This window comes from Variovorax sp. Soil_C_26 (genome assembly GCF_057657075.1).
Genome location: NZ_JBDGJC010000003.1, coordinates 575,008 through 595,662, shown reverse-complemented (window position 1 = coordinate 595,662; position 20,655 = coordinate 575,008). Strand labels below are relative to the sequence as shown.

19 protein-coding genes are annotated in these 20,655 nt (G+C 68.3%); 17 read left to right on the top strand and 2 right to left on the bottom strand.

Translation table 11 applies throughout. From position 1 onward, the window contains the following. Positions 1 to 11 precede the first annotated feature (11 nt). The 3 genes from lpdA to AC3A6G_RS12275 are packed head-to-tail and all read left to right on the top strand — an operon-like array spanning position 12 to position 3,217. A complete protein-coding gene (lpdA, locus tag AC3A6G_RS12285) occupies positions 12 to 1,442 on the top strand; it encodes a dihydrolipoyl dehydrogenase (protein WP_487873718.1) in 1,431 nt (476 codons plus the stop codon). 12 nt (positions 1,443 to 1,454) lie between these two features. Beyond that, positions 1,455 to 2,555, top strand: a complete 1,101-nt coding sequence (gene zapE, locus AC3A6G_RS12280) for a cell division protein ZapE (RefSeq protein ID WP_487873717.1) — start codon at positions 1,455 to 1,457, stop codon at positions 2,553 to 2,555. Continuing rightward, positions 2,552 to 3,217 carry a hypothetical protein gene (locus tag AC3A6G_RS12275; RefSeq protein ID WP_487873716.1) on the top strand — a complete coding sequence of 222 codons (666 nt, stop codon included), beginning with the start codon at positions 2,552 to 2,554 and terminating at the stop codon, positions 3,215 to 3,217. Before zapE ends, AC3A6G_RS12275 begins: the two co-directional genes overlap by 4 nt. A gap of 28 nt (positions 3,218 to 3,245) precedes the next feature. Here AC3A6G_RS12275 and AC3A6G_RS12270 read toward each other — a convergent pair whose 3' ends face one another. Beyond that, entirely contained in the window at positions 3,246 to 4,013 is a 768-nt protein-coding gene (locus AC3A6G_RS12270; protein WP_487873715.1) for a PP2C family protein-serine/threonine phosphatase, read from the bottom strand. A 63-nt stretch (positions 4,014 to 4,076) separates the two neighbouring features. Here AC3A6G_RS12270 and yoaA point away from each other — a divergent pair, with 63 nt between their 5' ends. Further along, complete coding sequence (gene yoaA, locus AC3A6G_RS12265) at positions 4,077 to 6,242, top strand: DNA repair helicase YoaA (protein WP_487873714.1); 2,166 nt, start codon at positions 4,077 to 4,079, stop codon at positions 6,240 to 6,242. A gap of 63 nt (positions 6,243 to 6,305) precedes the next feature. On the opposite strand, the gene AC3A6G_RS12260 is transcribed toward yoaA, so the two are convergent. Beyond that, positions 6,306 to 7,112, bottom strand: coding sequence for an outer membrane protein assembly factor BamD (locus AC3A6G_RS12260; protein ID WP_487858810.1), 807 nt, complete (start codon positions 7,110 to 7,112; stop codon positions 6,306 to 6,308). Between AC3A6G_RS12260 and AC3A6G_RS12255 the strand changes: the two genes are divergently transcribed. From AC3A6G_RS12255 to hfq, 13 genes are all read left to right on the top strand, one after another. Beyond that, on the top strand, positions 7,097 to 8,152 hold the full coding sequence (locus tag AC3A6G_RS12255) for an RluA family pseudouridine synthase (RefSeq protein WP_487873772.1): 1,056 nt from the start codon (positions 7,097 to 7,099) through the stop codon (positions 8,150 to 8,152). The genes AC3A6G_RS12260 and AC3A6G_RS12255 overlap by 16 nt on opposite strands. Positions 8,153 to 8,278: 126 nt before the next feature. After that, positions 8,279 to 9,070 carry an SMC-Scp complex subunit ScpB gene (gene scpB / locus AC3A6G_RS12250; protein WP_487873713.1) on the top strand — a complete coding sequence of 264 codons (792 nt, stop codon included), beginning with the start codon at positions 8,279 to 8,281 and terminating at the stop codon, positions 9,068 to 9,070. After that, positions 9,067 to 10,785, top strand: a complete 1,719-nt coding sequence (locus AC3A6G_RS12245; protein WP_487873712.1) for a pseudouridine synthase — start codon at positions 9,067 to 9,069, stop codon at positions 10,783 to 10,785. Before scpB ends, AC3A6G_RS12245 begins: the two co-directional genes overlap by 4 nt. Before the next feature lie 151 nt (positions 10,786 to 10,936). Continuing rightward, a complete protein-coding gene (gene ndk / locus AC3A6G_RS12240; RefSeq protein WP_487858813.1) occupies positions 10,937 to 11,362 on the top strand; it encodes a nucleoside-diphosphate kinase in 426 nt (141 codons plus the stop codon). 20 nt (positions 11,363 to 11,382) lie between these two features. Then, positions 11,383 to 12,531 (top strand): dual-specificity RNA methyltransferase RlmN, encoded by a 1,149-nt coding sequence (gene rlmN, locus AC3A6G_RS12235; RefSeq protein ID WP_487873711.1) that lies wholly within the window; start codon positions 11,383 to 11,385, stop codon positions 12,529 to 12,531. Between the two features lie 4 nt (positions 12,532 to 12,535). After that, on the top strand, positions 12,536 to 13,390 hold the full coding sequence (pilW, locus tag AC3A6G_RS12230) for a type IV pilus biogenesis/stability protein PilW (RefSeq protein WP_487858815.1): 855 nt from the start codon (positions 12,536 to 12,538) through the stop codon (positions 13,388 to 13,390). Further along, positions 13,383 to 14,354 carry a helix-turn-helix domain-containing protein gene (locus tag AC3A6G_RS12225; protein WP_487873710.1) on the top strand — a complete coding sequence of 324 codons (972 nt, stop codon included), beginning with the start codon at positions 13,383 to 13,385 and terminating at the stop codon, positions 14,352 to 14,354. The genes pilW and AC3A6G_RS12225 overlap by 8 nt, the downstream gene beginning before the upstream one ends. Continuing rightward, on the top strand, positions 14,351 to 15,634 hold the full coding sequence (ispG, locus tag AC3A6G_RS12220) for a flavodoxin-dependent (E)-4-hydroxy-3-methylbut-2-enyl-diphosphate synthase (protein ID WP_487873709.1): 1,284 nt from the start codon (positions 14,351 to 14,353) through the stop codon (positions 15,632 to 15,634). Before AC3A6G_RS12225 ends, ispG begins: the two co-directional genes overlap by 4 nt. Before the next feature lie 12 nt (positions 15,635 to 15,646). Continuing rightward, positions 15,647 to 16,972: a histidine--tRNA ligase gene (gene hisS, locus AC3A6G_RS12215; protein ID WP_487873708.1), complete on the top strand. Its 1,326-nt coding sequence runs from the start codon at positions 15,647 to 15,649 to the stop codon at positions 16,970 to 16,972. A 5-nt stretch (positions 16,973 to 16,977) separates the two neighbouring features. Next, a complete protein-coding gene (locus AC3A6G_RS12210) occupies positions 16,978 to 17,670 on the top strand; it encodes a YfgM family protein (RefSeq protein ID WP_487873707.1) in 693 nt (230 codons plus the stop codon). A 7-nt stretch (positions 17,671 to 17,677) separates the two neighbouring features. Beyond that, entirely contained in the window at positions 17,678 to 18,820 is a 1,143-nt protein-coding gene (gene bamB / locus AC3A6G_RS12205) for an outer membrane protein assembly factor BamB (protein ID WP_487863733.1), read from the top strand. A gap of 48 nt (positions 18,821 to 18,868) precedes the next feature. After that, the gene (gene der, locus AC3A6G_RS12200; protein ID WP_487873706.1) at positions 18,869 to 20,212 is read left to right on the top strand and encodes a ribosome biogenesis GTPase Der; all 1,344 of its coding nucleotides are present in this window, start codon (positions 18,869 to 18,871) and stop codon (positions 20,210 to 20,212) included. A gap of 165 nt (positions 20,213 to 20,377) precedes the next feature. Beyond that, a complete protein-coding gene (hfq, locus tag AC3A6G_RS12195) occupies positions 20,378 to 20,623 on the top strand; it encodes an RNA chaperone Hfq (RefSeq protein ID WP_412556346.1) in 246 nt (81 codons plus the stop codon). Positions 20,624 to 20,655 lie beyond the last annotated feature (32 nt).

The window sequence follows — 20,655 nt, the reverse complement described above, 5'->3', positions numbered from 1 at the left end:
GGACGAACCAGATGGCAAACAAGCAATTCGACGTCGTCGTCATCGGCGGCGGCCCCGGCGGCTACATCGCCGCGATCCGTGCGGCCCAGCTCGGCTTCAACGTGGCCTGCATCGACGAGTGGAAGAACGGCAAGGGCGGCCCCGCACCGGGCGGAACCTGCACCAACGTCGGCTGCATTCCCTCGAAGGCGCTGCTGCAATCGTCGGAGCACTACGAGCAGGCCGGCCACCACTTCGCCGACCATGGCATCAAGGTCGAGGGCCTGGGCCTGGACATCGACAAGATGCTGGCCCGCAAGGACCAGGTCGTGAAGCAGAACAACGACGGCATCCTGTACCTGTTCAAGAAGAACAAGATCACGTTCTTCCACGGCCGCGGCTCGTTCGTGAAAGCGGACGACGCCGGCTACGAGATCAAGGTCGCTGGCGCCGCCGAGGAATCGATCAGTGGCAAGCACATCGTCCTGGCCACGGGCTCCAACGCCCGCGCGCTGCCGGGTGCGCCGTTCGACGAGGAGAACATCCTCTCGAACGACGGCGCACTGCGCATCGGCGCCGTGCCCAAGAAGCTGGGCCTGATCGGCTCGGGCGTCATTGGCCTCGAGATGGGCTCGGTGTGGCGCCGCCTGGGCGCCGAAGTCACGGTGCTCGAAGCGTTGCCGACCTTCCTCGGCGCGGTCGACGAGCAGATCGCCAAGGAAGCCAAGAAGGCCTTCGACAAGCAGAAGCTCAAGATCGAACTCGGCGTCAAGGTCGGCGAGATCAAGACGTCCAAGAAGGGCGTGAGCGTGGCCTGGACCAATGCCAAGGGCGAAGCCCAGACGCTCGAAGTCGACAAGCTGATCGTCTCGATCGGCCGCGTGCCCAACACCATCGGCCTCAACGCCGAAGCGGTGGGCCTGAAGCTCGACGAACGTGGCGCGATTGCCGTGGACGACGACTGCAAGACCAGCCTGCCCAACGTCTGGGCCATCGGCGACGTGGTGCGTGGCCCGATGCTCGCGCACAAGGCCGAGGAAGAGGGCGTTGCCGTGGCGGAGCGCATCGCGGGGCAGCACGGCCACGTCAACTTCAACACGGTCCCGTGGGTGATCTACACCAGCCCCGAGATCGCGTGGGTCGGCCAGACCGAGCAGCAGCTCAAGGCCGCGGGGCGCGCCTACAAGGCCGGTACCTTCCCGTTCCTTGCGAACGGCCGCGCGCGCGCACTCGGCGACACGACCGGCATGGTCAAGTTCCTGGCCGACGCGGCCACGGACGAGATCCTCGGCGTGCACATCGTCGGCCCGCAAGCGAGCGAGCTGATCTCCGAAGCCGTGGTGGCGATGGAATTCAAGGCCAGCGCCGAGGACATCGCGCGCATCTGCCATGCGCACCCCTCGCTGTCGGAAGCCACCAAGGAAGCCGCATTGGCGGTGGACAAGCGCACGCTCAACTTCTGACGCGCTGATCCATTGACCAGCGTCAAAGAGGCCTACGAGAAGGAACTCGCCGCGCGCGGGTTCCAAAGCGATCCCGCGCAGCTGCACGCCGTGGAGGCGCTGGACCGCTGCGCGAACGAATGGGCCGGCTACAAGGCCCAGCGTTCCAACGCGTTGAAGAAGCTGATCAACCGGCCCGAGCTGCCGCGCGGCGTGTACATGTACGGCGGCGTGGGGCGCGGCAAGAGTTTCCTCATGGACCTCTTCTTCAACGCCGTTCCGCTGCGCCGCAAGACGCGGCTGCATTTCCACGAGTTCATGCGCGAGGTGCACCGCGAACTGCGCGACCTGCAGGGCACGGTGAATCCGCTCGACGAACTCGGGCTGCGGATCTCCAAGCGCTACAAGCTGATCTGCTTCGACGAGTTCCACGTCGCCGACATCACCGACGCGATGATCCTTCATCGGCTCCTGGTGTCGCTGTTCGAGAACGGCGTGGGTTTTGTCACCACCTCCAACTTCAAGCCCGACGACCTCTATCCCGGCGGGCTGCACCGCGACCGCATCCTGCCCGCGATCGCGCTGCTGAACGAGAAGCTCGAAGTGCTCAGCGTGGACAACGGCACCGACTACCGGCGCCGCACGCTCGAGCAGTTGCGCATGTACCTCACGCCGAACGATGCGGCGGCCGAGAAGGAGATGCGCAAGGCGTTCGAGAAGCTGGCCGAGACGGCCGACGAAAGCCCGATCCTGCACATCGAGCAGCGCGAGATCCGCGCGCGGCGCAAGGCCGGCGGCGTGGTCTGGTTCGACTTCAAGACGCTGTGCGGTGGCCCGCGCTCGCAGAACGACTATCTCGAGATTGCGAGCCAGTTCCACACCGTGCTGCTGTCCGACGTGCCGCACATGCCGGTGCGCATGGCTTCCGAGGCGCGCCGCTTCACCTGGCTGGTCGACGTCTTGTACGACCGGCGCTGCAAGCTCATCATGTCGGCCGAGGTGGCGCCGGAGGCGTTGTACACCGAGGGACCGCTGGCGCATGAATTCCCGCGGACGGTTTCCAGGCTCACCGAAATGCAATCGAGCGAGTTCCTGTCCCTGGAACGCCGCATCGTCGACACCCGACTGACATGAAACATACCGTTTTAGCCGTGCTGATGATGCTGGGCAGTCTGCCGCTGTGGGCGCAGTCCAATGCGGCCGCGGGCAGTGCCGACTTCGAGGCCGAGCGCAGCCGACTGGCTGCCGAGCGCGCGGCCATCGAGATCCGCTTCGAGCGGGAACGCGCCGTCTGCTACCAGAAGTTCGCCGTCGAAGACTGCCTGCGCGACAGCCGCCAGCGCCGCCGCACCGAGACGGACCACATCAAGCGCCAGGAATCCGCGATCAACGACATCGAGCGCCAACGCCGTGGCGCCGCCGAACTCCAGAAGCTCGACGAGAAGGCGGCGACGCGCCGACCCGAGGACGCGCCCGAAAAGCAGGAAGCAGCGCGTCAGTCCCAACAAGACCGCGAGCAGCGCGCCGCCGACCATGCCGCGAGCCGCGCCGCCACCGCGGCCGAAGCCGACGAGCGCCGCCGCGAGTTCGCGGCCAAGCAGCGGGCCCAGGCCGAAGAACGGGCCAAGGCCGAACGCGAACGCGCCGCGGCGCCAGCCGCGGTCGAGCGCTTCGAGGCCAAGCAGCGCCGCGCCGCCGAGCACCGCGCCGACCGTGAGCGGCAGAACGCCGAGCGCACCAAGCCGCGCGGCGCACCGTTGCCGCCGGCCCCTGCGGCGTCTTCGCCCGCGCGCTGAGCGCGACTGCGCCGAGCGCCTCCGGCGCTCAGGCGTCCGGCAAGTCTTCGAGTTTCAGCACCGCGATCGAGAGGTTGTCGCCCGCGCCGCGCGCGCGGCGCCGCGCCTCGCTGACCAGGATTTCCACCGCATCGCGGGGCGCCTCGGCGTACAGCACGCTCGCCAGCTCTTCGTGGCTGAAGTAGTGCCAGAGCCCGTCGCTGCACGCCATCAGCAGGTCGCCGGGTGCCATGGCCGGAATCTGGTGCGGGTCGACGGGCGGGGGCGTCGTGGTCATGCCGAGACATCCGAGCAGGATGTTGCCCTTGGGATGGACGTTGGCCTGTGATTCGGTGATCTCGCCGCGATCGACCAGCACCTGCACGTACGAGTGGTCGCGCGTGCGCGTGACGAGCCGGCCGTCCCGGAAGTAGTAGATGCGCGAGTCGCCCGCGTGGATCCAGGCGCAGTCGCCGCGCGGGTTCATCAGGAAGGCCGCGAGCGTGCTGTGCGGTTCCTGCTCGCTCGACAGCGCGGTGAGCTTGATGACCGTGTGCGCGTCGTCGAGCAACTGGCGCAGCACAGAAGCCGCGCTGTCGCGCCCGGGCTGGTAGCGCGTGAACAGCTGGCGCGCGGTCATCAGCACCTGGTCGGAGGCCTTGCGCCCGCCGCTGCGCCCGCCCATGCCGTCGGCCACCACGCCCAGCATGCAGCCGGGCACGCGTGGATGGCTCATCATCAAGACCTGGTCCTGCTGATAGGGACGGTCTCCCTTGTGGAGGCCGGTGGCGGCGGCAAGTCGAAAGCCTTGGGGCATGGGCGGGGCGTCGGGGGCGCGCAGTCCGTCTTCTTGGGGGGTGGTTGCAGGACGTATTATCGAATGAACACGAGCTGCGCGCGGAATACGCATGCAGCGCCAACGTTGGACTCCAATCTCCATTCCCTCTCCCCCCAATTGATCGAACCGCGCGTCGCCTGCGAGAGCGAAACACTCGAGGACAAGGTGCGCGACGCCTTCGCGCTGGGCGGTGTGCTGTCCCGCGCCGCCGAGCAGTTCCGCGAGCGCTCAGGCCAGACCGAGATGGCGCTGGCCGTCGCCCGCACCATCGAGGACGGCGGCGTGCTCGTCGTCGAGGCTGGCACCGGTGTCGGCAAGACCTTTTCGTACCTGGTGCCGGCACTGCTGAGCGGCGAGCGCGTGCTGCTTTCCACAGCCACCAAGACGCTGCAGGACCAGCTTTTTGGCCGTGACCTGCCACGACTGGTGGAGGCGCTCGCGTTGCCGGTGCGTACCGCGCTGCTCAAGGGGCGTGGGAGCTATCTCTGCCTGCACCGGCTCGACATGGCGCGCCACGACGCATCGCTGCCCGAGCGCGGCAGCCTGCGCACGCTGGCCAAGATCGAGCAATGGTCCAAGGCCACGCGCACCGGCGACCTCGCCGAGCTGCCCGGACTCGACGAGCGCTCGCCGCTCATTCCGCTGATCACCTCCACGCGCGAGAACTGCCTTGGCGCGCAATGCCCGCAGTTCAAGCCCTGCCATGTGAACCTCGCGCGACGCGAGGCGCTCGCGGCCGACGTGGTGGTCATCAACCATCACCTGTTCTTTGCCGACCTGGCAGTGCGCGAGACCGGCATGGCCGAGCTGCTGCCCTCGGTGAGCGTCGTCGTGTTCGACGAGGCGCACCAGCTCAACGAGACCGGCGTGCAGTTCCTCGGCGCGCAGCTCGGCAGCGGCCAGGCGCTCGATTTCGCGCGCGACATGCTCGGTGCCGGCCTTCAGCACGCGCGCGGGCTGGTCGACTGGCAGCAGCTCGTGGCCGCGGTCGACCGGGCGGCGCGCGAGCTGCGCCTCGCCGTCGGCAAGCAGTGGCCCGGCGCCAAGCTGCGCTGGGTCGGGCGTTCGCCAGAAGGCCTCGACGCGCAGACCTGGCAGGAGGCGCTCGATGCGCTGCAAACTGCCTTCGAGATGGCCGCCGAAGGGCTCGACATGGTCAGCGAGATCTCGCCCGACTTCGTGCGGCTGCACGAGCGGGCGCAACAGCTGGCGAAGCGCGCCGCGCGATTCGCGCAACCCTGCGCGGTCGATTCGGTGCGTTGGGTCGACGTGGGCACGCAGTTGCGGCTCGTCGAATCGCCGCTCGACATCGCCGAGGCCATGCGCACGCGCGTGCTCAAGATCGCGCAGGGCGAAGCCGGCGACGAGGCCGATGAGGGCGACGAGGGCAATGGCCGTGCGGCGCCGCGCGAGAGCCGCCGCGCCTGGGTCTTCACGTCGGCCACGCTCGGCGACGAACCGACGCTGCGCTGGTTCACAGAGCCCTGCGGGCTCGGCGACGCAGAGGTGCTCCGGGTGCGCAGTCCGTTCGACTATGCCGCGCAGGCGGGCCTCTACGTGCCCCGCACTTTTCCCAAGCCCAACGACGCCTCCCACAGCCTGCGCGTGGCCCAGCTCGCCGCGCGGGGCGCAGCCGAGCTCAATGGGCGCACGCTGGTGCTGACCACCACGCTGCGTGCCCTGCGCACGATCGGCGATGAGATGAAGAAGCAGTTCGAACAGATCGAGCCGCATCTGCGGCCCGAGGTACTGGTGCAAGGCGAACTGCCCAAGCGCGTGCTGATGGACCGCTTTCGCGAAGGCGCGGATGCGGGGCGCGCGGGCTGCGTGCTCGTGGCCTCGGCCTCGTTCTGGGAAGGCTTTGACGCGCCGGGCGACGCGCTGCAGCTGGTGGTGATCGACAAGCTGCCGTTCCCGCCGCCCAACGATCCGCTCGTCGAGGCGCGGTCGCAGCGCCTCGAGGCCCAGGGGCGCAGCGCATTCAACGACTACTCGCTGCCCGAGGCCGCCGTGGCGCTGAAGCAGGGGGCCGGGCGCCTGATCCGTCGTGAGACCGACTGCGGCGTGCTTGCGGTCTGCGACACCCGACTCGTGGCCATGGGCTACGGCCGGCGCCTCGTGGCGGCGCTGCCGCCGATGCGGCGGCTCGAGAGCGAAGCCGATTTCGACGCCGCCATCGGCGAGCTGAAGAGCGCGCTCTCGGCCTGAGAGCCGTCGCTGGCAGCAGCCAAAGAGAAAGGCCCCGCGGGGCCTTTGCTTTGTCTTACCTGCTTACCAGACCTTCCACCAGGGATCGTCGTTGCCCTTGAATCCGTTCGCCAGGTATTGGCTCTGCGGATAGTTGGTGGTCAGCACGCGCTGCGCGTCGTCGCGCAGGTCCTTCATGCCGAGTGCGTCGTACGAGCGCACGATGATGTACAGGGCCTCTTCGAGCGCCGGCACTTCGCGGTAGTCGGCCAATGCGAGCTGCGCGCGGTTGATGGCGGCGAGGTAGGCGCCGCGCGAATAGTAGTAGCGCGCCACGTGCACTTCGTACTGGGCCAGCGAGTTGACGATGTAGTTCATGCGCTGGCGCGCGTCGGGCGCGTAGCGCGACTCGGGAAAGCGCGTGGTCAGTTCCCTGAACGATTCGAACGACTCCTTGGCGGCCTTCTGGTCGCGTTCGGAAAGGTCCTGGCGCGTCAGGAACGAGAACAGGCCGAGGTCGTCGTTGAAGTTGATCACGCCCTTGAGGTACAGCGCATAGTCGAGCGCCGGGCTCGCCGGGTGCAGCTTCATGAAGCGGTCGATGGTGGCGATCGCGCTGGCCTTTTCGCCGGCCTTGTACTGCGCGTAAGCCTTCTCGAGCTGGGCCTGCTGCGCGAGTGGCGTGCCGGCGGCGCGGCCCTCGAGCTTCTCGTAGAGCGGCACGGCCTTGTCGTAGGCGCCCGAGTTGGCTTCGTCCTTGGCCTCCGAGTAGATGCGGTTGGGGCTCCAGCTGGCGGTCTTGTCTTCCTTGGTGGAAGAGCAGCCGGTGGCCAGCAGAGCGGCCGCGCTGAGGGCGATCCATGCGGGGACCGATAATTTGGCGCGATACATCACAGACGGCTTTCGTGAAACAGTTGCCCCGAATTATATCGACCGACCCCCTGGACCTTCCCCTCGACGCTGCCGAGGTGGAGGAGGGCGCCGACCCGGTCGAAGCCAGCGAACTGCGGCCGTTCACGGTCGGGCCCGCGGAGCATGGGCTCCGGCTGGACCGCGCGCTGGCTGCGCTGGTGCCTGAATTCTCACGCAACTATTTGCAACAGCTGATCGAGGCCGGCACGGTCGAACTGCAGGGCCGCGTGCTGCAGAAGGCCTCGGCCACCGTGCGCGCCGGGCAGGTGGGCCGCATCGAGTTGCGCCCGACGCCTCAGAGCCAGGCCTTTCGTCCGGAGGCGATGGAGATCGTCACCCTGCACGAGGACGAGCACCTGCGCATCATCGACAAGCCGGCTGGCCTGGTCGTGCATCCGGCCCCGGGCCACTGGAGCGGTACGCTGCTGAATGGACTGCTGGCGCTCGATGCACGGGCGTCGCTGCTGCCGCGCGCAGGCATCGTGCACCGACTCGATCGCGACACCAGCGGCCTGATGGTGGTGGCACGCACGCGGGCCGCCATGGACGCGCTGGTGGCGCTGATCGCCGCGCGCGAGGTCAAGCGGCAGTACCTCGCGCTCGCCCACAAGCCATGGGCCGGTACGGCCTCGCGCCAGGTCGACGCGCCGATCGGCCGCGATCCGCGCAACCGCCTGCGTATGGCGGTGGTCGACCTCGAGCGCCACGCCGGCAAGACCGCGCGCACCTTCATCGAACGCCTCGACAGCAATGCGCAGGGCTGCGCCGTGCGCTGCACGCTCGAGACGGGGCGCACCCACCAGATCCGCGTGCACATGGCCTCGATCGGCCATCCGCTGGTGGCCGACGCCCTTTATGGCGGCGCACCCGCCGCGGGGCTGACGCGGCAGGCGCTGCATGCGTTCCGGCTTGCATTCGTGCACCCCATGACCCAGGCGCCGCTCGAGTTCCGGGCCGCGCCGCCCGCCGACCTGGTGCATGCGCTGCAGGCCTGGGGGCTGGATTACAATCGTGCCTGACGGCCCGAGGGCCGCGCCGGCCATCCGATGCCGGCCTTGCGTTGCACTCGCCGCGTGCCGGCAGCGCCTTCTTCCATCCTTGTGAGCCAGCGTCGCCTGACGCCTTTTCCCGGATAACGCAAAAACATGAATACGGCGGATGCCAAGCGCATTCTCGAAACCGCCTTGATCTGTTCGAGCCAGCCGTTGCCGGTGCGCGACCTGCGCGTGCTGTTCGACGACGAGCTCGGCGCGGACACCATCAAGGGGTTGCTGCTCGAGCTGCAGGAAGACTGGGCGCAGCGCGGCCTGGAGCTGGTGAGCGTGGGCAGCGGCTGGCGCTTCCAGAGCCGCCCCGAGATGCGCGACCATCTCGACCGCCTGCACCCCGAGAAGCCGCCGCGCTACACGCGCGCCGCGCTCGAGACGCTCGCCATCATTGCCTACCGCCAGCCGGTCACGCGCGGCGACATGGAAGACATCCGCGGCGTCACCATCAATTCCCTCATCCTCAAGCAGCTCGAGGACCGCGGCTGGGTCGAGGTGATCGGCCATCGCGAAACGGTCGGCCGGCCCGCGCTCTACGCGACCACGCGCCAGTTCCTCGACGACCTCGGCCTCGCATCGCTCGACCAGTTGCCCCTGATCGAGACGCCGGCGCAGCAGGCGGCGCTGGTCGATGCGCTCGACCAGGCCTCGGGGCATCAGCCGGCGCTGCCGATGGACGGTCCGGTCGAAGGCGACGGCGATGCCGACGCCTCCGCCATGGCCGAGCCTGCCTTCGACGCCAACGCACCCGGGGCCGCTGAAGCACCCGACGCCGCACCTGACGCCGCACCCGCGATCGGCGACGCGCCGCCGTCCGACCCCCTCCCATCCGAAGTCACGTCGTCCGACGAGACCGAACCCCACGCTGTTCCCCCCGGAAAAACCTCATGAGCCCTTCCGACACCGACGACGCGGCCTTCGTGCCGGTCCCGCCCGAGACGACCGATGCAGCCGCCCCGGCTGCAGCGAGCGAGAGCGAGGCGCCGAAGAAGAAGCGCGCGCCCCGCCGCAAGAAGGTCGTCGAGCCGGTCGCAGAGGGCGACGCGGCACCCGCCGCCGACGAGGCGAAGGCGGCCGAGCCCGTGGCGCAGCCGGCACCCGATGCCGAGGCTGCTGCACCTGCGCCGGCGCCTGCCCCTGCGATCGCCGAGCCGCCCGCTGCGCCGCCGGCGGTGCAGCAGGAGGTCCGCGTGCGCGACGACGACCGGGACGATGAGGACGAAGACGACGAGGACGAAGAGCCCGACGAGGAAGAGGACGACCTCGACCGCGCGCGCCGCGCGGCCGAGCGCGAGCAGCGCAATGCGCTGCCGCCCGAGCCGATCCGCTTCGCGGACGTCATCTCGGGGCAGTTCGATGCCGACGAGGAAAGCCCCGAAGTGCCGCCGCTCAAGCGCGTGCTGCTGCCCGAGGCCGATTCGCCCAAGCTGCACAAGGTGCTCGCGCAGGCGGGCCTGGGTTCGCGCCTCGAGATGGAGCAGCTGATCCTGCAGGGCCGCATCTCGGTCAACAACGAGCCGGCCCACATCGGCCAGCGCATTCAGTACGGCGACCAGGTCAAGATCAACGGCAAGCCGATCCGCTACCGGATCGCGCCGCCGCCGCCGCGCGTCATCGCCTACCACAAGCCCGTGGGCGAGGTCGTCACGCACGACGACCCGCAAAACCGCCCGACGGTGTTTCGCAAGCTGCCGCGCCTGCAGCAGGGCAAGTGGCAATCTGTCGGGCGACTCGACCTGAACACCGAAGGCCTGCTGCTGTTCAGCAGCTCGGGCGACCTTGCCAACCAGCTGATGCATCCGCGCTTCGGGCTCGAGCGCGAATACGCGGTGCGCGTGCTCGGTGCACTCAGCGCCGACGAGAAGAAGCGCCTGCTCGAAGGCGTGCGCCTCGACGACGGCATGGCGCAGTTCGGCACCATCGAGGAAGGCGGCGGCGAGGGTTCCAACTGCTGGTACCGCGTCACCATCTCCGAAGGCCGCAACCGCGAAGTGCGGCGCCTGTTCGAATCGGTCGGCCATGCGGTGAGCCGCCTGATCCGCATCCGCTACGGCGCCATGGTGCTGCCGCGCGGGCTGAAGCGCGGCGCCTGGATGGAGCTCGACGAGCGCGACATCAACGCGCTGTTCCAGGCCTCGGGCGGCGGTGCGCCGCGTCCGCAGCAGCAGCAGCGCGGTGCGGAAGGCCCGGGCGGCGGCGGTCGCAACGGACGCAACAAGAAGCGCCGCGGCAATCGCAATGCCGGCGGCCAGGCGCCGCGCGAAGAAGGCCGCGACCCAATCCCGAATCCGCTTGGCGACGGCCGCGGCCCGCGCGGCGGACGCGGCAACCGGGGTGGCGGCGGAGGCGGCGGCAATGCCGGCCCGGTGCCGCAAGGGCGCCGTGGCAACGACCGCGGCGGCCGCCAGGGTGAAGACCGCGCACCCGGCGGTGCCAGCCAGCCCGATCCGATGAAGACATCGCTCGGCTACATCGGTGCCGACAGCTTCTCGCGCCAGCGCAAGGAGCAGCGCCAGGGTCCCGGACGCCGCGGCGGGGGCTCGTCGGGTGGCGGGTCCGGCGGCGGCTTCGGCGGCCCGGGCGGAAACCGCCGTCGCGGGCGCTGAAAGCCGCCCGTCCAGCGCAGCCTTTCGCGGGGTTTTCACCAACCCCGGGGGCTGCGCCGGTTAAAATCAGAGGCTTTGTCGACCAACGGTGCAACAACCTTGTTGCTGCTGTGACAAATCACTTCAAAATCAAAGCTCAGGAAGCACTTCAATGGCTATCGAACGTACCCTCTCCATCATCAAGCCCGACGCCGTCGCCAAGAACGTCATCGGCAAGATCGTCTCCCGCTTCGAAGCTGCCGGCCTCAAGATCGTTGCCGCCAAGCTGGTGCATCTGTCGCGCAACGAAGCCGAGCAGTTCTACGCGGTCCACAAGGAGCGTCCCTTCTTCAAGGACCTGGTCGAATTCATGATCTCGGGCCCCGTCTTCGTGCAAGCGCTCGAAGGCGAGAACGCGATTGCCAAGAACCGCGACCTGATGGGCGCCACCGACCCGAAGAAGGCGGCTGCCGGCACCATCCGCGCCGACTTCGCCGACAGCATCGACGCCAACGCCGTGCACGGCTCCGACGCGCCTGAAACCGCAGCGAACGAAATCGCTTTCTTCTTCGCCGGCCTCAACGTCTACGCACGCTGAAGCCGCATCCGGCTGATTTCATGACCACGGCCAACCTGCTCGAATTCGATCTCGAGGGGCTGGCTGCGTTCTGCGAAAAGCTCGGCGAGAAGCGCTTTCGCGCCACGCAGCTGTTCCGCTGGATCCACCAGCGTGGCGCGAGCGACTTCGCCCAGATGACCGATCTGGCGAAATCGCTGCGCGAGAAGCTCGCCACCACCGCGCGCGTCGAGGCCCTGCCGGTCCTCACGCAGCACGAATCCAAGGACGGCACGATCAAGTGGCTGTTCGACGTCGGCGACGGCAATGCCGTCGAAGCCGTGTTCATTCCCGAGGACGACCGCGGCACGCTGTGCGTGTCGTCCCAGGCCGGCTGCGCGGTCGGATGCCGCTTCTGCTCCACGGGGCACCAGGGCTTCAGCCGCAACCTCGGAACGGGCGAGATCGTCGCCCAGCTCTGGTTTGCCGAACACTTCCTGCGCAAGCACCTGAAGCGCGACGAACGCATCATCTCGAACGTGGTGATGATGGGCATGGGCGAGCCGCTGCAGAACTACGCGGCGCTCGTGCCGGCGCTGCGCACCATGCTCGACGACAACGCCTACGGCCTGTCGCGCCGCCGTGTCACGGTCTCGACCTCGGGCGTGGTGCCGATGATCGACCGACTCGGTGCCGATTGCCCGGTGGCGCTCGCGGTGTCGCTGCATGCGCCCAACGATGCGCTGCGTGACGATCTGGTGCCGCTCAATCGCAAGTACCCGATCGCCGAACTGATCGAGGCCTGCCAGCGCTACCTGGCGCACGCACCGCGCGACTTCATCACCTTCGAGTACTGCATGCTCGATGGCGTCAACGACCAGCCCGAACATGCGCGCCAACTGGTGGAGCTGGTCCGCACGCACGGCATCTCGTGCAAGTTCAATCTGATTCCGTTCAACCCGTTTCCGGCCTCGGGCCTCCTGCGTTCGCCGCAGGCGCGGGTGCTGGCATTCGCCAGGACGCTGAGCGAGGCCGGGCTCGTGACCACGGTGCGCAAGACGCGCGGCGACGACATCGACGCTGCCTGCGGACAGCTGGCGGGAGACGTCAAGGACCGCACGCGCGCGGCCGAGCGCATGGCGCAGCGCCGCGCCGGCGAACGCACCATCGTTCTGCATCCGGCCCGCAAGACTGCACCCCAGGAGCACTGACCCCATGCGCATGGCCTTTTCGACGACGACCGTGAACCTGCCGCGGCTTGCAGCCGCTGGCTTTGCTGGCGTCGCCATGGCGTTCCTGCTCGGCGGCTGCGTCAGCACCCGCACCACCACCACCAGCCTTGCCGACAACAGCTCGAGCACGGGCAACCAGGTGGTGGCCGAATCCGACGAGGCCAACCGACAACGCCGTGCGCGCCTGCGCCTGGAGCTGGCTGCGGGCTATTTCCAGCAGGGCCAGACCAGCGTTGCGCTCGAGGAGATCCAGCAGGCGCTGGCCATCGAACCCAACAACGCCGACGCCTACAACCTGCGCGGCCTCGTCTACATGCGGCTCGAGAACCCCGGCCTGGCCGAAGACAGCTTTCGCCGCGCCATTGCGATCAATCCGCGCGACGCCGACGCGCGGCACAACTACGGCTGGCTGCTGTGCCAGCAGAAGCGCTATGGCGACGCAGGCCAGCAGTTCACCGGCGCGCTCACCGTGCCGGGCTATACCGACCGCGCCAAGACGCTGATGACGCAAGGCGTCTGCCAGCTGCAGGCCGGCCAGCGCGCGGAGGCGGAGCGCAGCCTGCTGCAGGCCTACGAGCTCGATGCGGGCAATCCGGTGGTGGGTTTCAATCTGGCGTCGCTGCTCGCGCAGCGCGAAGAATGGTCGCGTGCGCAGTTCTATATCCGCCGCGTCAACAACAGCCCCTCGGCGAGTGCCGAGACGCTGTGGCTTGGCATCAAGATCGAACGACGGCTCAACAATCGCGAAGCAGTGGCCCAACTGGGAGGCCAGCTGCAACGCCGCTTCCCGCAATCGAAGGAAGCCATCGCGTACGAGCGCGGGAATTTCAATGACTGAACGGGTTTCGGAGTTCGGCACTTCCGCGGCACTGCCGCTCGAGGAAGGCGACATCACGCACAAGACAGCCGGCGACTTGCTCCGCGAAGCGCGTGAAGCGCACGGGCTGCATATCGAAATGGTGGCCGCGGCGCTCAAGGTGCCGCCGCAGAAGCTCATCGCCCTCGAGGCCGACGACATCGCCGCGCTGCCGGATCCGGTCTTTGCGCGTGCGTTGGCCAGCAGTGTCTGCCGTGCCCTCCGGATCGATTCCGGGCCGGTGCTCGCCAAGCTGCCGGGCGCGCAGCGCGCGGTGCTGGCCGAGGCCGACCGCACGCTCAAGGCCAGTGTCGTCTCGCGGAAGCCGCGGTGGAACGGTGGCCGCAGCAGCGGGCTTCCGTCGCGCGCCTTGCTGACGGTGGTGGGGCTGCTGCTCGTGGGCGCGGCCCTGTTGTTCTGGCTGCCCCAGTCGGTCTTCGATCAGATCGGCGCTTCCGTCTCGCGCTGGACCACCGAGGGCGGGGCCGAAACCGCGTCCGACGTCCCCGCCACGTCGGCCGGCACCGCAGGTGCAGCGGGCGGGACGTCGGTGGTGGTCGAAAGCGCGGCGGTTTCGCCCGCGCTGCCCGCATCTTCAGCAGCAGGCCCGGCTTCGCCAGTGGCCGCGCAGCCGGTGCCCGGCGCAAACACCGCCGCAGTGGCTGCGGCAGCGTCGACGAGCTCCACTGCGGCCGGCGCAGGCCAGCCGCTGGTCTTCGTAGCGCGCGAGGAATGCTGGGTCACGGTCACCGAGACCGGCGGCAGGGTCTTGCTGCGTCGCAGCCTGCAGGCTGGCGAGACCGTCGGCCTCTCGGGTGCGCTGCCGCTGTCGGTGGTCGTGGGGCGCGCCTCGGCCGTCGACGTGCAGGTGCGCGGAGCGCCGTTCGATCTGAAGCCGTTCACGCGCGGCGGCGGCGTGGCACGTTTCGAGGTGAAAGCGCAATGACGACCGACTGCAGCCCGCAACCCATCGCCGCGGCCGCGCCCAAGCCGCGCCGCTCCCGCCAGGCCAGCGTGGTCTGGGGCTCGCGCATCGTCACCGTGGGCGGCGATGCGCCGGTGCGCGTGCAGTCGATGACCAACACCGACACCGTCGATGCCATCGGCACGGCCATCCAGGTCAAGGAGCTGGCCCAGGCCGGCTCGGAGATGGTCCGCATCACCGTCAACACGCCCGAGGCGGCGGCGCAGGTGCCCTACATCCGTGAGCAGCTCGACCGCATGGGCATCGACGTGCCGCTGGTCGGCGACTTCCACTACAACGGCCATCGCCTGCTCACCGACTACCCGGCCTGCGCCGAGGCGCTGAGCAAGTACCGCATCAACCCCGGCAACGTGGGCAAGGGCGACAAGAAGGACCGGCAGTTCGGCCAGATGATCGATGCCGCGATGCGCTGGAACAAGCCGGTGCGCATCGGCGTGAACTGGGGCAGCCTCGACCAGGAGCTGCTCGCAAGCCTGATGGACACCAACAGCCGGCGCCCCGAACCGTGGGAAGCCAGGCAGGTGATGTACGAGGCGCTGATCACCTCGGCCATCGAGTCCGCGAAGCTGGCCGAGTCGATGGGCATGGCCGGCAACCAGGTCATTCTGTCGTGCAAGGTGAGCGGCGTGCAGGATCTGATCTCGGTCTACCGCGAGCTGGCAGGGCGCTGCGACTACCCGCTGCACCTGGGCCTCACCGAGGCCGGCATGGCCACCAAAGGCACCGTGGCATCGGCCGCGGCGCTCGCGATCCTGCTGCAGGAGGGCATCGGCGATACGATCCGCGTTTCGCTCACGCCGCAGCCGGGCGAGTCGCGCACGCAGGAGGTGTTGATCGCCTCCGAGATCTTGCAGGCGCTCGGCCTGCGCGTGTTCGTGCCGAGCGTCACGGCCTGCCCGGGCTGCGGCCGCACCACCAGCACCACGTTCCAGGAACTCGCCAAGCAGATCGACGACTACCTGCGCATGCAGATGCCGGTCTGGCGCAAGAAATACCCCGGCGTCGAGGCGATGAAGGTGGCCGTGATGGGCTGCATCGTCAACGGCCCCGGCGAAAGCAAGCATGCCGATATCGGCATCAGCCTGCCCGGCACTGGCGAGGCCCCCGCGGCGCCGGTCTTCATCGACGGCGAGAAGGCCCTGACGCTGCGCGGCGACAATATCGCCAACGAGTTCCATCAGCTCGTCGAAAACTACATCGAAAAGCGCTTCGGCCAGCCCCAGGCTGCCGACGTCGCCTGACCACTTTCTCCCATGGCTGAAAAGATCAATGCCGTCAAAGGCATGAACGACATATTGCCGGCGAGCGTGCCGCGCACCGACCGGCTGCCCGATTCGGCCCTGTGGTCGTGGTTCGAGCAGACCGTGCGGCAGCTGCTGGCGCGCTACGGCTACCAGTACATGCTGACGCCGGTGGTCGAACCGACCGCGTTGTTCGTGCGCGGGCTCGGCGAGGTCACCGACATCGTCGAGAAGGAGATGTACTCGTTCACCGACGCGATGAACGGCGACAAGCTCACGCTGCGCCCCGAAGCCACTGCCGGCATCGTGCGCGCGATGGTCGAGCACAACGCGCTTTACAACGGCCCGCTGCGCCTGTGGACGATGGGGCCGATGTTCCGCCACGAGCGCCCGCAGAAGGGCCGCTATCGGCAGTTCCACCAGCTCGACGTCGAAGCGTTGGGCTTTGCCGGCCCCGACGTGGACGCCGAGCTGATCCTGATGGTGCGCGCGCTGTGGCGCGAACTCGGGCTGGTCGAGGGCGCGCACGTGCGCCTGGAGATCAACAGCCTGGGCCAGCCCGCCGAGCGGCAGGCGCACCGTGAAGCGCTGATCCGCCATTTCGAGGCGCATGCGGAGCTGCTCGACGCCGACGCCCAGCGGCGCCTGCACAGCAATCCGCTGCGCATCCTCGACACCAAGAACCCCGCGATGCAGGCCGTGGTCGAGGCCGCGCCGCAGCTGATGGATTTTCTCGGCGAGGCATCGCGCGCGCACTTCGATGCGGTGCGCGGCGTGCTCGATGCTGCCGGGCTGGCCTACCGCGTTAATCCGCGCCTGGTGCGCGGCATGGACTACTACAACCTGACGGTCTTCGAGTGGGTCACCGACCAGCTCGGCTCGCAGGGCACCGTCTGCGGCGGCGGCCGCTACGACGGCCTGATCGGTCAGATGGGCGGCAAGCCCGCGCCGGCCGTGGGCTTCGGCCTGGGCATCGAGCGGCTGCTGCTGCTGATCCAGGAGCTGCGCCTGCCGGTCCCCGCTGCCTCCCCCATGGCCTATGCCGTCGTGCCCTCGGCCGTCGTGCTGCCGCAGGCGATGGTGGCGATCGAGCAGTTGCGCGCCGCCGGCGTCAGCGTGCTGCAACATGCGGGCGGCGGCAGCATGAAGACGCAGTTCAAGAAGGCCGACGCGAGCGGCGCAGGCTATGCGCTGATCTTCGGCGAGGACGAACTCTCGCGCGGCGAGGTCACCGTCAAATCCCTGCGCGGTGGCGACGGCGAACAGGTGGCGCGGCCCCTCGCCGACGTGGCCGCCTGGGCCGCCACCCTACAATCCCCGGCTGCTCCCAACACCTGAAGCGCATGGCAACCCATCTCGACCTCGACGAACAGGAACAGCTCGACCAGCTCAAGCATTTCTGGAATACCTACGGCACCCTGATCACCTGGGTCGTGCTGCTCGTGGCCGGTGCCTTCGTGGCCTGGAACGGCTGGCAGTACTACCAGCGCAGCCAGGCCGCACAGGCCTCGGCGCTCTACGACGAACTCGAACGCAGCGCGCAGGCCGGCGATGTCGAGCGCACCCAGCGCGTCCTGGGCGACATGAAGGAGCGTTTCGCGCGCACCGCGTACGCGCAGCAGGCGGGCCTGCTCGCGGCGAAGACCTTCTACGAGAAGGGCAAGCCCGAGGAATCGCGCGCCGCGCTTGGCTGGGTCGCGCAGAACGCCGCAGACCCCGGCTACAAGGCGGTCGCCAAGCTGCGGCTCGCGGCCGAACTGCTCGACAGCAAGTCGTACGACGAAGCGCTCAAGCAGCTCGAGGGCGAAGTGCCGAAGGAATTCGAGCCGCTCGTGGCCGACCGCAAGGGCGACATCTACATGGCCCAGGGAAAGCGCGAGCAGGCACAGGCCGAATACCGCAAGGCCTGGACCGGCCTCGGTCCCACGTCGGACTACCGGCGACTCGTCGAATTCAAGCTCAACGCCTCCGGCGTGGACCCTAAGAGCCTTGCGCCCGTGATCACGGTCACGCCCGCCGCCCCCCAAACTTCCTGATCGCACCATGAATCTCAAGCGTTTCTTGCCGGAGTCGCGCGCACTGCGCGCCGGTTCGGCCATTGTTCTGGTCGCCATGCTCGCTGCGTGCTCCGGCACCAGCAAACCCAAGCCCACCGAACTGCCGGCGAACCCGTCGCTGTTCGGTGTGCGTCAGGCCTGGAGCGTACGCATCCCGGCGGTGAAGTTCCCGCTTGCCGTCGACGTGAGCGGCGACACCGTGACCGTCGCGGGCAGCGATGGCACCGTGGTCGCCATCGATGCCCGCGCGGGTCGCGAGACCTGGCGCGCCAATGCCGGCGCACCGCTGGCGGCTGGGGTCGGCAGCGACGGTTCTCTGGCCGCCGTGGTAACGGAGAACAACGAACTGGTGGCGCTCGAGGGCGGCAAGGTCCTGTGGAAACAGCGGCTCACGGCGCAGGCCTTCACCGCGCCGCTGGTCGCCGGCCGCCGCGTCTTCGTGCAGACCGCCGACCGCACCATCAGCGCCTGGGACGGCCAGAGCGGCCGCCGCCTGTGGCTGCAGCAGCGCACGGCCGAGAACCTCGTGCTTCGGAAGTCGGGCGTGCTGATCGCCGTGGGCGACACGCTGGTCTCGGGCATCGGTGGCCGCCTGGTCGGCCTCAATCCGGCCAATGGCTCCTCGCGCTGGGAAGCACCGATCTCGGCACCGCGCGGCACCAACGACGTCGAGCGCCTGGTTGACCTGACCGGCAGCGTGAGCCGTGTCGGCGACACCGTCTGCGCGCGTGCCTACTACGCCAACGTCGGCTGCGTCGACACGCTGCGTGGCCAGCTGCTCTGGAGCAAGCCGGCCATGGGCGCCGAGGGCGTGAGCGGCGACGAAGGCTTCGTCTACGGCACCGAGGCCGACGGCAGCGTCACGGCCTGGCGTCGCGCCGACGGCGAGCGCGCCTGGCAATCGACGCGCTTCAAGCACCGCGTGCTGACCGGGCCGCTGGCCGTCGGTCGTTCGCTCGTCATCGGCGAAAGCACCGGCACGCTGCACTTCGTGTCGCGCGAAGACGGCGCGCTCCTCAATCGTGTGACGCCCGACGGCTCCGCCATTGCCGTGACGCCTGTGCTGTCCGACAACACGGTGGTCGTGGTGACCGCCAACGGCGGCGTGTTCGGCTATCGCCCCGAATGATCTTCAGCAAGGCCCGACCATGAAAACCGCGCCAACGAAAGGCCGGCCATGAAGCCGGTCGTGGCCCTGGTCGGGCGTCCGAACGTCGGCAAATCGACCCTGTTCAACCGCCTGACGCAGACGCGCGACGCCATCGTCGCCGACTTCGCGGGGCTCACGCGCGACCGCCACTATGGCAACGGTCGCCAGGGCAAGCACGAGTTCATCGTCATCGACACCGGCGGCTTCGAGCCCGACGCGGGCAGCGGCATCTTCAAGGAGATGGCCAAGCAGACGCGGCAGGCGGTCGCCGAAGCCGATGTGGTGATCTTCGTCGTCGATGCCCGCGAGGGGCTTTCGTCGCAGGACCACGAGATCGCCAACGAGCTGCGCCGGCTCGGCAAGCCATGCCTGCTGGTGGCGAACAAGGCCGAGGGCATGCAAGACGGCACCAAGCTCGTGGATTTCTACGAACTCGGTTTCGGCGAGGTGTACGGCATCTCGGCCGCGCACGGGCAGGGCATCCGCGACCTGGTCGAACTCGCGCTGGCGCCGCTGAATCTTGCCGACCCGGACGACGAGTCCGACGAGGAAGACGTCAACAAACCGATCAAGCTGGCGGTGGCAGGCCGGCCCAACGTGGGCAAGTCGACGCTGATCAACACATGGCTCGGCGAAGAAAGGCTCGTGGCCTTCGACCTGCCCGGCACCACGCGCGACGCCATCAGCGTGCCCTTCGAGCGCAACGGTCAGCGCTTCGAACTCATCGATACCGCCGGGCTGCGCCGCAAGGGCAGGGTGTTCGAGGCGATCGAGAAGTTCTCGGTCGTGAAGACGCTGCAGGCCATCGAGTCGGCCAATGTCGTGCTGCTGCTGCTCGACGCGACCCAGGGTGTGACCGACCAGGACGCGCACATCGCGGGCTACATCCTCGAGAGCGGGCGGGCGGTCGTGATCGCCATCAACAAGTGGGACGCGGTCGACAGCTACCAGCGCGAGCAGATCCAGCGCCAGATCGAGACCCGGCTGCCGTTCCTCAAGTTCGCCTCGCTGCATTTCATCTCGGCCATCAAGCGCCAGGGCCTCGGGCCAGTGTGGCAGGCCATTGCGCAGGCCCACAAGTCGGCCACGCGCAAGATGTCCACGCCGGTGCTGACGCGGCTGCTGCTCGAGGCGGTGCAGTTCCAGGCGCCCAAGCGCGCCGGCATGTTCCGGCCGAAGCTGCGCTATGCGCACCAGGGCGGGATGAACCCGCCGGTGATCATCATCCACGGCAATTCGCTCGAGCACGTCACGGAGGCCTACAAGCGCTTCCTCGAAGGGCGGTTCCGCAAGGAGTTCGACCTCGTGGGCACCCCCCTGCGCATCCAGTTCAAGAGCTCGCAGAATCCGTTTGCCGACAAGGACAGCTGAGGGCGCTTGGCGACCGATGGCTGCTGATGAGCGATGAGAGGGCCGAAAGTTCCGGCTTTTGAGTCCCGTTATTTTTCAAAGGCCTTTGGCGTCGGCTGCTGCAGCGCAGAAACCCTGTGTTAAGGTCCATCGCTCCAACAACTACTCTTGAACACGGAGAATATCGTGAGCAATAAAGGGCAACTCCTACAAGACCCGTTTCTGAACACCCTGCGTCGCGAGCATGTGCCGGTTTCCATTTATCTGGTGAACGGTATCAAGCTGCAGGGTCAGATCGAGTCTTTCGACCAGTATGTCGTGCTGCTTCGCAACACGGTGACACAGATGGTCTACAAGCACGCCATTTCCACCATCGTGCCAGGTCGTGCCGTCAACTTCTCGGCCAGCGAGAACGACGACGCCGCAGCCTGATCGCGCGGAGCGCGGCGGCAACCCCGCCGCGC

Coding starts and splice junctions, on each gene's coding strand:
- lpdA (WP_487873718.1), top strand. CDS start 12: ATGGCAAACAAGCAATTCGACGTCGTCGTCATCGGCGGCGGCCCCGGC.
- AC3A6G_RS12275 (WP_487873716.1), top strand. CDS start 2,552: ATGAAACATACCGTTTTAGCCGTGCTGATGATGCTGGGCAGTCTGCCG.
- AC3A6G_RS12270 (WP_487873715.1), bottom strand. CDS start 4,013: ATGCCCCAAGGCTTTCGACTTGCCGCCGCCACCGGCCTCCACAAGGGA.
- yoaA (WP_487873714.1), top strand. CDS start 4,077: ATGAACACGAGCTGCGCGCGGAATACGCATGCAGCGCCAACGTTGGAC.
- AC3A6G_RS12260 (WP_487858810.1), bottom strand. CDS start 7,112: ATGTATCGCGCCAAATTATCGGTCCCCGCATGGATCGCCCTCAGCGCG.
- scpB (WP_487873713.1), top strand. CDS start 8,279: ATGAATACGGCGGATGCCAAGCGCATTCTCGAAACCGCCTTGATCTGT.
- AC3A6G_RS12245 (WP_487873712.1), top strand. CDS start 9,067: ATGAGCCCTTCCGACACCGACGACGCGGCCTTCGTGCCGGTCCCGCCC.
- ndk (WP_487858813.1), top strand. CDS start 10,937: ATGGCTATCGAACGTACCCTCTCCATCATCAAGCCCGACGCCGTCGCC.
- rlmN (WP_487873711.1), top strand. CDS start 11,383: ATGACCACGGCCAACCTGCTCGAATTCGATCTCGAGGGGCTGGCTGCG.
- pilW (WP_487858815.1), top strand. CDS start 12,536: ATGCGCATGGCCTTTTCGACGACGACCGTGAACCTGCCGCGGCTTGCA.
- AC3A6G_RS12225 (WP_487873710.1), top strand. CDS start 13,383: ATGACTGAACGGGTTTCGGAGTTCGGCACTTCCGCGGCACTGCCGCTC.
- ispG (WP_487873709.1), top strand. CDS start 14,351: ATGACGACCGACTGCAGCCCGCAACCCATCGCCGCGGCCGCGCCCAAG.
- hisS (WP_487873708.1), top strand. CDS start 15,647: ATGGCTGAAAAGATCAATGCCGTCAAAGGCATGAACGACATATTGCCG.
- AC3A6G_RS12210 (WP_487873707.1), top strand. CDS start 16,978: ATGGCAACCCATCTCGACCTCGACGAACAGGAACAGCTCGACCAGCTC.
- bamB (WP_487863733.1), top strand. CDS start 17,678: ATGAATCTCAAGCGTTTCTTGCCGGAGTCGCGCGCACTGCGCGCCGGT.
- der (WP_487873706.1), top strand. CDS start 18,869: ATGAAGCCGGTCGTGGCCCTGGTCGGGCGTCCGAACGTCGGCAAATCG.